At 69.0% G+C, this 12,968-nt stretch carries 12 protein-coding genes; 1 reads left to right on the top strand and 11 read right to left on the bottom strand.

Annotated elements, in window-relative coordinates; all coding sequences use genetic code 11:
* Positions 1 to 4: 4 nt before the first annotated feature.
* The 11 genes from CUR96_RS17640 to CUR96_RS17690 all read right to left on the bottom strand — a co-directional run bounded on the left by CUR96_RS17640 (position 5) and on the right by CUR96_RS17690 (position 11,783).
* Positions 5 to 886 carry a carbohydrate ABC transporter permease gene (locus tag CUR96_RS17640; RefSeq protein WP_102194638.1) on the bottom strand — a complete coding sequence of 294 codons (882 nt, stop codon included), beginning with the start codon at positions 884 to 886 and terminating at the stop codon, positions 5 to 7.
* Complete coding sequence (locus CUR96_RS17645; protein ID WP_102194639.1) at positions 886 to 1,866, bottom strand: ABC transporter permease; 981 nt, start codon at positions 1,864 to 1,866, stop codon at positions 886 to 888. The genes CUR96_RS17640 and CUR96_RS17645 overlap by 1 nt, the downstream gene beginning before the upstream one ends.
* 56 nt (positions 1,867 to 1,922) lie before the next feature.
* Positions 1,923 to 3,452: an extracellular solute-binding protein gene (locus tag CUR96_RS17650; RefSeq protein ID WP_102194640.1), complete on the bottom strand. Its 1,530-nt coding sequence runs from the start codon at positions 3,450 to 3,452 to the stop codon at positions 1,923 to 1,925.
* A gap of 82 nt (positions 3,453 to 3,534) precedes the next feature.
* Positions 3,535 to 4,161: a YesL family protein gene (locus CUR96_RS17655; protein WP_102194641.1), complete on the bottom strand. Its 627-nt coding sequence runs from the start codon at positions 4,159 to 4,161 to the stop codon at positions 3,535 to 3,537.
* A gap of 112 nt (positions 4,162 to 4,273) precedes the next feature.
* Positions 4,274 to 4,948, bottom strand: a complete 675-nt coding sequence (locus CUR96_RS17660; protein ID WP_102194642.1) for a rhamnogalacturonan acetylesterase — start codon at positions 4,946 to 4,948, stop codon at positions 4,274 to 4,276.
* On the bottom strand, positions 4,945 to 6,396 hold the full coding sequence (locus CUR96_RS17665; protein WP_102194643.1) for an aldehyde dehydrogenase (NADP(+)): 1,452 nt from the start codon (positions 6,394 to 6,396) through the stop codon (positions 4,945 to 4,947). Before CUR96_RS17665 ends, CUR96_RS17660 begins: the two co-directional genes overlap by 4 nt.
* Positions 6,393 to 7,481, bottom strand: a complete 1,089-nt coding sequence (locus CUR96_RS17670; RefSeq protein ID WP_245861468.1) for a mandelate racemase/muconate lactonizing enzyme family protein — start codon at positions 7,479 to 7,481, stop codon at positions 6,393 to 6,395. Before CUR96_RS17670 ends, CUR96_RS17665 begins: the two co-directional genes overlap by 4 nt.
* Positions 7,478 to 8,377, bottom strand: coding sequence for a 5-dehydro-4-deoxyglucarate dehydratase (locus tag CUR96_RS17675; protein WP_102194644.1), 900 nt, complete (start codon positions 8,375 to 8,377; stop codon positions 7,478 to 7,480). Before CUR96_RS17675 ends, CUR96_RS17670 begins: the two co-directional genes overlap by 4 nt.
* A gap of 10 nt (positions 8,378 to 8,387) precedes the next feature.
* On the bottom strand, positions 8,388 to 9,323 hold the full coding sequence (locus tag CUR96_RS17680) for an NAD-dependent epimerase/dehydratase family protein (protein WP_102194645.1): 936 nt from the start codon (positions 9,321 to 9,323) through the stop codon (positions 8,388 to 8,390).
* Positions 9,320 to 10,663 (bottom strand): Gfo/Idh/MocA family protein, encoded by a 1,344-nt coding sequence (locus tag CUR96_RS17685; RefSeq protein ID WP_102194646.1) that lies wholly within the window; start codon positions 10,661 to 10,663, stop codon positions 9,320 to 9,322. Before CUR96_RS17685 ends, CUR96_RS17680 begins: the two co-directional genes overlap by 4 nt.
* A gap of 118 nt (positions 10,664 to 10,781) precedes the next feature.
* Positions 10,782 to 11,783: a LacI family DNA-binding transcriptional regulator gene (locus CUR96_RS17690; RefSeq protein WP_102194647.1), complete on the bottom strand. Its 1,002-nt coding sequence runs from the start codon at positions 11,781 to 11,783 to the stop codon at positions 10,782 to 10,784.
* A 223-nt stretch (positions 11,784 to 12,006) separates the two neighbouring features.
* Here CUR96_RS17690 and CUR96_RS17695 point away from each other — a divergent pair, with 223 nt between their 5' ends.
* Positions 12,007 to 12,966: a M24 family metallopeptidase gene (locus CUR96_RS17695; RefSeq protein WP_102194788.1), complete on the top strand. Its 960-nt coding sequence runs from the start codon at positions 12,007 to 12,009 to the stop codon at positions 12,964 to 12,966.
* The last annotated feature ends 2 nt before the right edge of the window (positions 12,967 to 12,968 follow it).

The following is a 12,968-nucleotide window of genomic DNA, read 5'->3' on the forward strand; positions in this document are numbered from 1 at the left end:
CGGGTCATCCCTTCACAGAGCCGATGAGCATTCCCTTGGCGAAATGCTTCTGCAGGAAGGGGTAGAACAGCACGATCGGCAGAGTCGCCACGATGATCACGGCGAACTTGATGCCCTGCGCCGGGGGCAGTTCGGTGGCGCTCTGGTCCACGACCGAAAGGTCGGATGCCGCCGTCACCTGGCGCAGGAACATCTGCAGCGTCCACATCGAGTTGTCGTTGAGGTACAGCAGGGGCGACATGAAGTCGTTCCAGATTCCGACGGCGTAGAACAGTGCGAACGTCGCGAGCACCGGTTTCGAGAGCGGGAGGATGATGCTCCAGAGCGTCTGAAGTTCGTTCGCGCCGTCGATGGTCGCGGACTCCTCGAGCTCGTTGGGCAGCTGCTGGAAGAAGTTCTTGATGATGATGAGGCTGAACGGGTTGATCGCGGCGGGCAGGATCAGCGCCCAGTAGTTGTCCAGCAGCCCGAGGTCCTTGACGACCAGGAAGGTCGGGATCATGCCACCGGAGAACACCATCGTGAACACGACGAGCGTGATGATCACACGGCCGCCCGGGAGCTGCGCCTTGCTGAGCGGATACGCCATCGTGGCGGTCAGGAAGAGCTGCACCGCGGTGCCGACGGCGGTGACCAGGACGGTGGTGACGAGTGCGCGCACGAACGAGGGGCTCGTGAAGATCGCTTCGTAGGCGTCGAGGGAGAACGTCTCGGGCCAGAGGAAGAACGATCGGCTCGCGAGTTCCGCCTCGGTGGCGAACGAGCCTGCGAGCACGAAGACGAACGGGATGAGCGCGATGACGCCGACGATGACCATCAGCGCGACATTGAAGACGTCGAAGACGCGTCCGCTCGGGGTGTTGAATCGGTCCTTCGGTCGAGTCATCAGAAGATCCCCGTCTGGTTGGTGCGTCGCGCGAGCCAGTTGGCCCCGAAGATCAGAACGACTCCGACGACGGCTTTGAACAAGCCGACCGCGGTCGCGTAGCTGTACGAGCCCTGCGTGATGCCCATGAAGTAGACGTACGTGTCGAAGACATCGGCGACCGAACGGTTCAGCGCGTTGGTCATGAGATAGATCTGCTCGAAACCGGTGTTGAGCACCTGGCCCATCTGCAGCACGAGCATGACGATGATGGTCGGCATGATCGACGGGAGCGTGATGTGCCACACGCGCTGGAACCGTCCGGCGCCGTCGATGATGGCGGCTTCGTACTGCTCCTGGTCGACGGTGGCGAGAGCCGCGAGGAAGATGATGGTTCCCCAGCCGGTGTTCTTCCAGATGTCCTGCAGCACGATGATCGGGCGGAACCAGGAGGGGTCGGCCAGGAAGTCGACGTCTGTGCCCAGCACCCCGTTGATGAGCTGGAAGAGCGGCCCGACGTCGAGGGCGAAGAGCAGATAGGTCAGCGAGGCGACGACCGTCCAGGACAGGAAGTGCGGCACATAGAGCAGGGTCTGCACCGTGCGCTTGAGGACGATCACGCGCAGTTCGTTCAGCAGCAGCGCCGCGACGATCGTCAACGGGAAGGCGATCACGAGGCTGAGCAGCGCGAGGATCAGCGTGTTCGTGAGCAGGCGGGGGAAGTCCGGACTGGAGAAGAAGTCCTCGAAATGACTCGTGCCGACCCAGGGGCTGTCGTTCACCCCGAGGAACGGGATGTAGTCCTTGAACGCGATGAGGGCGCCGTACATGGGCCAGTAACGGAAGACCAGGAAGTAGGCGACTCCCGGGACCAGCAGCAGGTACAGCCACTTGTATCTGCGGAAGTGCGCTGCGCTGGATCGTCGTCGTTGCTTCTTCGGCAGGACGAGGGTTTCGGTGACGGTTGCCGCCTGCAGCGTCGAGGTATCAGGGATTGCCATGATCTTCTCTTCTCGAATACGTCGGGCCGGCAGTGACCCTGCCGGCCCGACCGGACTCAGGAGCCGGCTTCGGCCAGTTCGTTGATCTCCTTGATCACGTCGTCACCGCCGCTCGAGCGCCAGAGCTCGATGGCCTTCTCGACGTCACCGAGGGTGATCTGGCCCGCGAGGAACTGGATCCGGGCATCCGCCACGATCGTGTCGAGCTGCGCGCCCTTCGAGATGTACGTCTCGGACACGAACGGAGCGGACGGGTCGAACTCCGCATGCTCGAGGTCGGCCGCCTCGATCTCCTTGCGCTTGTCGTACATCTGCTGCTCGTACTCGGACGGCTGCTTGGGGAGGTAGCCCTTGAACCCGTTGACGTTCATGCCCAGCTGCGAGTAGCTCAGCACGGCGTCTTTCAGCTCCTGCGGGACGCCGTCGACGGCGACAGCGAGATCGCCGTCGAGCGTGTAGGTGGTGCCTTCGATGCCGTTGTTGAGGATCGGCCCGGCCTCATCCGAGTTCAACTTGTCGAGCACCTCCAGGACACCGCGGAGTTCCGCCTCCGTGCGCACCGACGACTTCGGAATCGCGAGGAATCCGCTGTAGCCGGCGGTGGGCAGCGCGTGAAGCTCACCGTCCGGCCCTTCGAGGTTCCCCGTGATGTCGACGTACTCGCTGAATGCGTCGGGCTGCGACTGCTTCAGCAGGGAGATCAGCTGGCCGGCGCGCGAGTGCACGTCGAGGATGATGCCGCCCTTGCCATTGAGGAAGGGCTCGTTCCAGGTCGCGGAGTCGAAGGTCGCGAAGTCCCGGTTCACGAGTCCCTCATCGACGAGCCGGCGCTCGAACTCGACGGCTTCCAGCCATTCATCGGTGGTGAAGTTCGGCACGAGTTCGCCATCGCGTTCCGTCCAGCGGTTGCCTGCGCCGTACCAGGTCTCGATGGCATCCCATGGGCTGTTGGTGCCGATGGTCCCCGGCCACTTCGGGACGATGATCCCGTAGGTGTCGTCGACGCCGTTGCCGTCCGGGTCGTTCTGGGTGAACGCCTTCGCGACCTCGTACAGGTCTTCGGTCGTCTTCGGAAGTTCGAGGCCGAGGTTCTCCAGCCAGTCCTTGCGGACGATGACCGCTTCACGCATCACGTCTCGCGCACGGAAGATTCCGTAGACCTTGCCGTTGACGCTGGCCGCCTTCTGAACCTCGGGGAGGTTCGTCTTCAGGTTCGGGTAGTCGCCGAGATAGTCGGTGAGATCCCAGAAGGCACCCGCCTCGGCGTTGCGGACGAAACCCGGGTCCTTGCCCTGCACGACCATCACCTGAGGGAGGTCGTCGCCGGCGAGGGTGATGTTCACCTTGTCGCCGTAGGACGCGTTCGGGACCCAGTTGAGCTTGAGGTCGACCCCGGCGACCTCTTCCAGTGCCGTCTCGATCTCGTTGCCCTCGGTCGGTGCATTCGTGACCAGGTACGGAGCCATGATCGAGAGGGACTCGAGCTCGGCGCCCTCCTCGGGCGCAGCGGCTCCGGAGCCGCAGCCCGTCAGAGCGATCGTGATCGTGGCGGCAAGCGCAGTGGCTGCAAGGGGTGTGCGTTTCATGGGGGAACTCCTTCGTCGGGGTGCCGGATCGGTGGTGTCGGATGGCTCTGCCGGCCCGTGGACGGATCGGCTGATGCCTCGGTCAGTGGGTCAGGTCCGCATCGATGCGTTTGTCGTTGGCGGTGAAGAAGCCGACGGCGAGCACGGTGTTGATGACGATCCACGCGCCCATCGTGAGGAAGGGGACGATGCCGGGCACCGCGCTGCTGACGGTGACGATCACGACGGCGCTGAGTAGCAGGAGGAGCACGTGCGGGATGTTCCGCAGCGACCATCGCCCGGCCACCGAGATGTAGGACCCCAGGGGAACGTCGTAGTGCGCGTAGAGGGGGATAACGACGCAGGCGTTGGCGAATGCCAGGACGAAAGCCGCCAGGAAGGTCACGCGCAGCGCAGGGTCCGTGGTGCCGGCTGCGGCGACGCCGAGCACGGTGCTCGCCCAGATGGCCGGGCCGGCGGTGGCGTTCGCGCGGAGGAACTCGCGTTTCCACGTGCGGGCGAAACCTCGGAGCAGCGGGACGGACTCACCGCGGAGTCGTTGCCGGGTCATCGTCGTCGCGGCCACGGAGGCCGGGGCTGCGCCGAGCACGCCGGCTCCGGCGAGGGTGAACAGCCACCAGAGCACGTTGATCCGGGCCACCCAGAAGATCCAGTCCATCGCGTCGTGGAGACGTATGGCCCAGCCGGCGGGTGCAGCGGTGGTGCTCATCTGCCCCTCCTTTGGGACGAATCATGGCGACGGCGGTACTGGTCGCGCTCCACAAGTAAGCGCTTTCCACGACAGTACGCGGACCATTGAATCGTGTCAATAGCGGGTCTGCTCAGCTGACGAGGGTGCCGCCTCGCGGGGCGCCATCGCCGTCCTTGCGCTCGACGGCACGCAGGGAGCGGGCGACGAACGCCGCGATCCGCTGCGCTCCCTCCCACCGGAAGTGCGTATCGTCGACGAGGCCGTCCGGCCACGCCGACGTCTCGCCGGGCGCGTAGTGCGACAGGAGCTTCGCCGAGCCCTCGTCGCCGAGGTCCTCGTACAGCCATGTCGTGAACACGGTGAGATCGATCAGTGGAGCGTCGAGTTCGCGGGCGAGGTCGCGCACCGCGTTCGGATAGTCGCCGTGCGTGGGGACGACCCGGCCATCGGCGAACCAGCGCCGCTCGCACGACGTGCACAGCACTGCGGTGGCGCCGTATTGGCGGGTCTCGGCGACGAAACGACGCAGTCGCTCGGTGTAGCCGCCGCGCGCCGCCAGCAGCTCCGGATGCTTCTGGTCGTTGTGGCCGAACTGGATGACCACGGTGTCTCCTGGTTTCACCTCGGCGATCAGGCGATCCCACGAGCCGGAGGCCAGGAAGGACTCGGTCGTCGCGCCGCCGAAGGCCAGATTCCGCACCGGGGCGTCCACGCGCTGCGCGAGCGCCTCACCCCAGCCGGACATCGGCTCCTCACCGGGCTTCATCGGCGCGACGGTCGAGTCGCCGGCGAGGTGATAGGTCATCGTGCCGTCCTCTCCGGCAGACGCAGCTCGCCGTTGCGGCGGTGCGGAAGCGAGGTGATGCTGTCGTCGCGCAGCGGCAGCGGGAGCAGGTGCTGCGGTGCGTCCTGGAAGGCGATCGGGCGCAGGAAGCGGCGGATGGCCGTCGCGCCGACGGAGGTGTGCACCGACGTGGTCGCCGGCCACGGGCCTCCGTGCTGCTGAGACCACGTCACGGCGACTCCGGTCGGCCATCCGGCGAACAGCACGCGGCCGGCGTGCTGCTGCAGCAGGTCGAGGATCTCCGAGACATCGTCGGATGCTTCGGAGTGCAGGGTTGCCGTGAGACTTCCGGGAACAGCGCGGAGTGCCGCGCGCAGTTCGTCCTCGCCGGAGTACCGCACCAGCAGCGTGACCGGGCCGAAGCACTCTTCGAGAAGCACCTCCGGGCGGGCCGCGACCGCGGCGGCGTCCGTGGTCAGCACGACGGGGCGGGCTCCCTCGCCGTCTGCGCCGAGCGCGACGATGGAGACGGAATCGTCGGCCTGCAGGTGTGCGATCCCCTCGGGGAAGGCGGCGGTGATCCGGTCGGTCAGCAGCCGCCCGCCCGCGGCGCTGGTGACGGCATCCGCAACGGCATCCTCGAAGCCGGCCTCAGCGGGCACGAACACCACGCCCGGCTTGGTGCAGAACTGCCCTGCACCCAGCGTGAACGATCCGACCAGGCCGGCGGCGAGGTCGCCGCCGCGCGCCCGGGCGGCCGCCTCCGTGATGACGACGGGGTTGACGCTGCCGAGCTCTCCGTAGAACGGGATCGGGTCGGGACGCGAGGACGCGAGATCGAACAGGGTCCGCCCGCCGGACAGCGACCCGGTGAATCCGGCGGCCTGAATCGAGGGATGCCGCACGAGGGCGTTCCCGGCTTCGCGGCCCTCCACGAGCCCCAGCGAACCCTCCGGTGCTCCCGCGGCGTGCAGCGCTGCGCGCACGATCTCGGCGGTGCGCTCGGAGAGGCGCGGGTGGCCGGAATGCGCCTTCACGACGACCGGATTCCCCGCCGCCCAGGCCGAGGCGGTGTCCCCGCCGACCACGGAGAACGCGAACGGGAAGTTCGACGCCGAGAACACGGCCACCGGCCCCAGCGGCACGAGCAGGCGGCGCAGCTCCGGCCGTGGCGGTGTCGCCGCGGCATCGGCGTCGTCGATCGTGAGTTCGAGGTAGGAGCCCTCCTCGACCACGGTCGCGAACAGCCGCAGCTGTCCGCTGGTCCGGCCGACCTCGCCAGTCAGCCGGGCTTGTCCCAGATGCGTCTCCTCGTCGGCGATCGCGACGAGTTCAGCCGCGTTCGCGTCCAGGGCGTCGGCGGCGGCGCGCAGCCACGCGGCGCGCTCGAGGGCCGTCGAATGGCGCCAGACGGGAGCGGCGGATGCCGACTCGGCGAGGATGGACTCGAGCTCTTCGATCGTGGTCATGGCAGTTCCTTTTCGGAGAGGACGGGGGAGAAGCGGATGCCGAGACCGGCGTGCGCGGTTTCGGTGAGGTGGCCGTCGGCGATCATGACCGGTGACGGATCGGCGAGCGCGCCGAGCGCACCGAAGCCGGCATCCTCGACGTCCTCGGCCATCGGGTCGCCGGCGAGCGTCAGCGCGAGCTGACCGGAGAGTTCGGGTAGCAGGTGGGGGTGCAGGGTCGCGCCGTACGAGGCCGCGATCTCGGCGATCCGCAGGAACGGGGTGATGCCGCCGACCCGGATGATGTTCGGCTGCACGATCTGCGCCGCGCCGGCCCGGAGGAAGTCGGCGAACCGGTGCGCGGTGTGCAGATTCTCTCCGAGCGCGATCGGCACCGTGATGCGCCGTGCCAGCTCGGTGTGCCCGGCCAGGTCGTCCGCGCGCAGGGGCTCCTCGATCCACGCCGGGTCGAAAGCCGCCAGCGCCTCGATCGACCGGCCGGCTCGTGCCAGATCCCAGCGCTGATTCGCGTCGAGCATCAGGGTGCGGCCGGGGCCCAACAGATCGCGCACCAGAGCCACGCGATCGACGTCCTCCGCGAGATCCGGCCTCCCGACTTTGATCTTGACGGCGTCGAAGCCGGCGTCCAGCCAGCGCCGGACCTGTGCCGTCAGCTCGTCCTCCGAGTAGTGCAGGTTCACCCCTGAGCCGTAGGCGTGCACGCGCTCCCGGCGCCGGCCGAGCAGAGCCGAGACCGGCAGCCCCCGGGCTCGGGCCTCGGCATCCCACAGCGCGAGGTCGAGCCCGGCGAGCGCGATCGTGGTGATGCCTCCGCCACCCGCCTCGTGCAGGTGCTCCCACACCCTCTGCCAGCAGGCGCCCGGACTCGCGGGCAGGCCGATGGCCGCCGCCGTGATGTCATGGGCGAGCAGCGCGTGCACGGCTTCGGCACCGATCTGCGGGGTCCACGAGAAGCCCCATCCCTCAGCACCGTCCGAGCGCACGACGTGCGTGGCGATGACGCCGACGGAGGTCACCTCGGCGGCCCACGGGCGTGTCAGCGGCACGCGCTGCAGTCGCGTCTCGAAGCGGGCGATCGTGCTCACAGCAGCGCGCGCCCCGCCTCCAGGATCTCCGCCAGCCGCCGTTCCTGCGCTGGTGTCGGGTCGACGAGGGGCGGCCGCACTGAGCCGACGGCGAGCCCGGAGAGTCGCAGTCCCGCCTTGATCAGCGAGACGCCGAACCCGGGGGTCTCGTCGCGGAGGGCGACGAGCGGGCGGTAGAAGCCGTCGAGGAGGGCGAGACGGCGCACCTCATCGTCGTCGGCGTACGCGCGGTAGTAAGCGTTCGCGACCTCGGGGATCATGGCGAACGCCGCCGAGGAGTACAGCGGAACGCCGATGCCGCGGTAGGCGGCCTGCGTCAGCTCGGCGGTGAGCAGGCCGTTGAAGAAGGCGAAGTCGTCACGGCCGGCCTCGGCGACGGCGCGGACGATCAGCTGGGTCGTGCCGATGTCGCCGGTGCCGTCCTTGAAGCCGACCACTTTCGGGTTCTCGGCCAGCCGCCGCGCCGCGGCGACGGAGTACTGGGCTGTGCCGCGGTGGTACACGATGACCGGGAGATCGGATGTCGAGAGGATCTGCTCGACGTAGGAGACGAGGCCCTGCTGCGTGCCTCCGACCAGGTACGGCGGCAGCACCAGCAGCCCGTCGGCACCGGCATCCGCTGCCGCCCCGGCGATGTCCCGCGCGTGCCCGAGCGGCCCGCCGGTACCGGCGACGACCGGAACCCGTCCGCCGGCCGACTGCACGGCGGTGCGCGTGACGGCGCTCGCCTCGGCAGCGGACAGAGCGTGGAATTCGCCGGTGCCGCATGCCGGGAAGACTCCTCCCGCCCCTGCCGCGACGCCTGTGTCGATGTGGGCGGCGAGCAGGTCATGGTCGACGACGCCTGCGTCATCGAACGGGGTGACGGGGAAGAACAGGATTCCGCGGAAGTCCATGCCGGTCCTTTCAATCGGTGTGGGTCGCCGAGCCCGGGGCACGAGTCGACACGGCGACGGCGAGTTCGGTGCGCCAGCTGCGGCTCGGATACCAGCCGAGCACGCGCGCGGCCTTCGCCGAGCTGAAGGCCGGGGCGTCACCGGTGAGGGCGAGCGCCGCCCTGGCTGCTCCGGGGTGGAACCGGGGGATCAGGTCGCTGAGCTGCTCCCGTGCAAGCGCGTCGTTGGCGCCCACGAAGAACACCTCGCCGTTGGGGATGTCCCCGATACCCCGCAGCAGCGTGTCGGCGAAGGCCGCGACGTCGCGGGCATCGACATAGTTGAACAGTGCGGGGGCGGCGAGCGCCGGGTCGTCGAGGCGCTCGAGCACGGTGTGACCCTGCTGGGTCGGCGCACCCGCCCATTCCTCGGGGGCGATCACATAGCACGGGCGGAATGCGGCGAACCGGGTGGCGTCGCCGGTCTGGCGCTGCAGCATTCCCAGGGTCTGCTCGATCACGAGCTTCGACAGGCCGTAGGCGTTCCACGGGTGCGTCAGCGACTCCTCGTCCAGCGGCAGACGCTCCGGAACCCAGCCCGCCGGTGCGCCGTAGCCGATCACGGTCGGGCTGGAGGCCGCGACGATGCGCGGGATGCCGGCCTGAACGGCACCGCCGAGCACGGACATGGCCAAGGCCGCGTTCGTGCGCATGATCACGTCCTCCGGAGCGCTGAACGGCACCGCGATGGCGGCGAGATGGATCAGCGCGTCGGCACCCGAGGTGGTCAGCGCGTCGAGGGCGGCCGCGGCATCCGTCAGGTCGACGGACACCTGCTCGATGCCGTCTCTGACGAGTTCGTTCGACGGCGTGCGATCGAAAGACACCAGCTCGTGACCGGCATCCGCCAGTTCCGCGACCAGCGATCTGCCGAGGCGGCCCGAACCGCCGGTGACGACGATCCTCATCGCCCGCGCCGTTCGGAACCCTGCAGCAGGGCGATGCCGAGATCGTCGACGGAGACCGGCATCCCGCTCTCCAGGGAAAGGTTGCCGGCGATGCCGACCGCGATCGAGCGGATGCCGTCCGTCCAGTCCGCTGGGCGCGCCAGCGGATCCTCTCCAGGGCCGGCGAAGACATCCGCGAGAAGCAGCGCATCGCCGCCGCCGTGGCCGCCTCTGTCTGACTCGATCGGGACGTCGTACGCCGGTTCCCAGTGCTTCTGAACGATCAGGCGCTCGCCCTCCGATCGCGGGCTCACCGGGCCGGTCGCGCCGGCGAGGCTCGGATCGACCGCGCGGTGGAGTCCGTCGCCCTCGAGCACTGCGCCGCGCTCGACGACGTCGAGTTCGGCGCGGCCGAGGGTGCCGTTCACGGCGACGCGGTACCCCTCCCAGGGGGCGTGCGCGTTCAGCGAATAGGAGAGCGTGGCTCCGGAGGCGTAGTCGACGACGAGGGCGAGATTGTCCTCGATCGTGATGCCGCCGCTGAAGACGTCGAGGTCGCGGCGGTATCCGTCGTGCTGCTCGGCGTCGAGGTAGAGCGCCGACAGGCGAGCGTCGGTGCGGAGGTCGAGTTCGAAGAGGTCGCCGCCGTCGTGTGTCCCGCGCTCGGGGCGCGCGCCGAGTCCGCGCGCCTCGGCGTTGGCTGCGCCGTAGAACCGCAGCCCGCCTGAGGCGTACACGCGCGTCGGTGTCGAGCGGATCCACCAGTTCACGAGATCGAAGTGGTGACTGGCCTTGTGCACGAGCAGTCCGCCGGAGTTCTTCTTCTCGCGGTGCCAGCGGCGGAAGTAGTCGGCACCATGGCTGGTGTCGAGCACCCAGGAGAAGTCCACCGATGTGACTTCGCCGATCGTGCCGTCCTGGATCACGCGGCGCAGAGCGCTGTTGCGGGGCGAGTAGCGGTAGTTGAACGTGAGCACCACGCGGCGGCCGGTGCGCTCGACGGCCTGTTCGATGCGGTGCGCGCTCGCCGCATCGATGGTCAGCGGTTTCTCGACCACGACGTCGGCGCCGGCCTCGAGCGAGCGGATGATGAGCTCGGAATGCAGGTCGTCACGTGCGCAGATGATGACACGGTCGACGCTCTCCTCGCGGATGAGCTGCTCGAGCTCTGCCGGGGCTCCGATGCGGGGAGCGGGGAGGCCGGCAGCGGTGACGATGTCGCTGTGATAAAGGGCGCGCGTCGGGTTGGGTTCGCAGATCGCGACGAGCTCGGCGCGGTCGCGGTGAGTGCCGATGATGGCGTCGACGTACATCTGCGCGCGGTGCCCGGCACCGGCGATGGCATATCTGGTCTTCGTCATCTCGCTGTCTCTTCATCGACTGCAGCAGGCGGGCATCGCTGCCCGGGAAACGTTTTCTCAGACAACATAGCACGACAGCCGGACGCGCGCGATCGAACGATCACGCGCAAGGATCACCTCATTCCGGCGCGTCTCCGGTGCTGCCGCGTGCGATCAGGGAGGGCACGAACGTCCGCATCTCGGTGGGTGCCTCGCCGGAGAGCTGGTCGTGCATGGCGCGCCACGCGCTCGCCCCGATCTCGGCGGCCGGAACGGCCGCCGTCGTCAGCGGCGGCGTGGTGTACGCCGCGAACGGGATGTCGTCGAATCCGGCGATCGAGATGCGGCCGGGCACGTCGGCGCCGCGCGCGGTGAGCGCCGAGAGGAGGCCCATCGCGACCAGATCGTTGAACGCGAGGACGGCGGTGGCGCCGGATGCCAGCACCGGATCGGCGGCGGCCGTGCCACTGTCGAAGTCCACTCCGGCCGCCAACTCTTCGACGACGAGGCCGTCCGTCGCCGCGACAGCCTCGGCGATCGCATCTCGACGGGCGCGGTTCGAGACGCTGCGGGGAGCGCCGGCGAGATAGGCCAGCCGTCGGTGGCCGAGTCCGACCACGTGGTCGATCAGCATCCGGAGCCCTGCGCGATAGTCCGCCGCGACGACCGGGGTCTCGGGCTGCGGATCACGGTTGATCACCACCGCGGGGCTGAGCTCGGGGAGCAGAGCCCGCAGTTGCTCCTCGGACATGCGGGGTGCGCACAGGATCACGCCGTCGGTGCGCAGCCGGGTGGTCCGCGCGAGTGCGAGCTCCTCGGCGTGGTCCTCAGCCGAGTCCGCGACGAGGATATGGAAGCCGTCGGCCGCCGCCGCGCGGCTGAGTCCGCGCAGTATCGCCTGGAATGTCGGATTCGCGAGATCGGGGATCACGACGGCGACCGTCTGGGTGCGGCCCAGGACCAGGCTGCGTGCGACGGGGTTCGCGGTGTAGCCGAGCTCCGAGGCCGCGGCGCGCACGCGCTCGACGAGCGAGGGATCGACGGTGGGATTGCCGTTCATCGCACGGGAGACGGTCGACAGCGAGACGCCGGCGAGGCGGGCGACGTCGGTGATGCCCGGTCGTGGAGAAGCGCGTGTCATCGCTGTACCTTCCGAGCGGTCATCCCGCAGGGGCTGCGGTGCTGCAATCCTACGGCGAGGGCTGCGGAGCCGGTGGCCTGGCGCGATCGCCCGGTTGAGGGGAAGAGGTGCCATACTGGCCGAGAAAACGTTTTATGGAGGATGGATGCCGGGCTCGGAGCAGGATCGAAGAGTGAAACGGGCGCGATTGGAACGGCTTCGCTCGAACCGGGGCCGGGATCTCGTGCTCACGTCCCACGAGGCTCTCGCGTGGTACCTCGAGGGGGTGCGCACGCATGTGTCGCTCGCGGGACCGGCCGCACTCGCCGTCCGAGTGCGACCGGACGGCGACGTGATCTACGTCGCGGACAACGAGGCCGACCGCCTGATCGCCGAGGAGTTCCTGCCCGATGACGCGGATCGCGTCATCCGGGTGCCGTGGCAGGTGTCGCCGGCGGTGGCGGCCGCCGAGCAGGATGCCGTGCCGGAGGCCTCTGTCGCCCGCGAGCTTCGCGCCGCCCGTGCGCCGCTGCTCCCGGGTGAGCGGGACCGGTACCGGAGGCTGGGTCGCGACTGCGCCGAGGTGCTCACGGACGTGCTGCGCGGGGCTCGGCCGGAACGGACGGAGCAGCAGCTCGCAGCGACGGTCGTGGGCGGATTGGCCGCGCGCGGGATCGATCCGCTCGTCGTACTGGTGGCGGGCGCGGGGCGACTCGCGTTCCGGCATCCGCTTCCGACTGCGGCGCCGCTGGGTCAGCGGGCGATGGTCGTGGTGTGCGGTCGGCGCAGCGGCCTGATCGCGAATGCCACGCGATGGGTCGGCGCTCCGGTCGAAGAGGCGCCGATCCTCGACGTGGAGCGCGTGTTCCTGGACGCCACGGTGCCTGGCTCCCGCCTCGACGACGTGTTCGAGGCCGGCGTCGCCGGGTACGGGCGCAACGGGTTCGACGCCGAGGAGTGGCGGCGGCACCACCAGGGCGGACCGGCCGGGTACGCCGGGCGTGACCCTCGGGCCATGGCGGGGGTGGACGACCTCATCGTGACGGATCAGGCCTTCGCGTGGAACCCGACAGCCCCCGGTGTCAAGGTCGAGGACACCATGCTGCGCACTGCGGACGGATGGGAGGTGCTCACCGAGGACCCGCGCTGGCCGTCGGTCGAGCACCGCGGGCTTCGGAGGCCGGTGACGCTGCCGTACGGCTGAGA

This window comes from Microbacterium aurantiacum, assembly GCF_002872075.1.
GTDB lineage: Bacteria > Actinomycetota > Actinomycetes > Actinomycetales > Microbacteriaceae > Microbacterium > Microbacterium aurantiacum_A.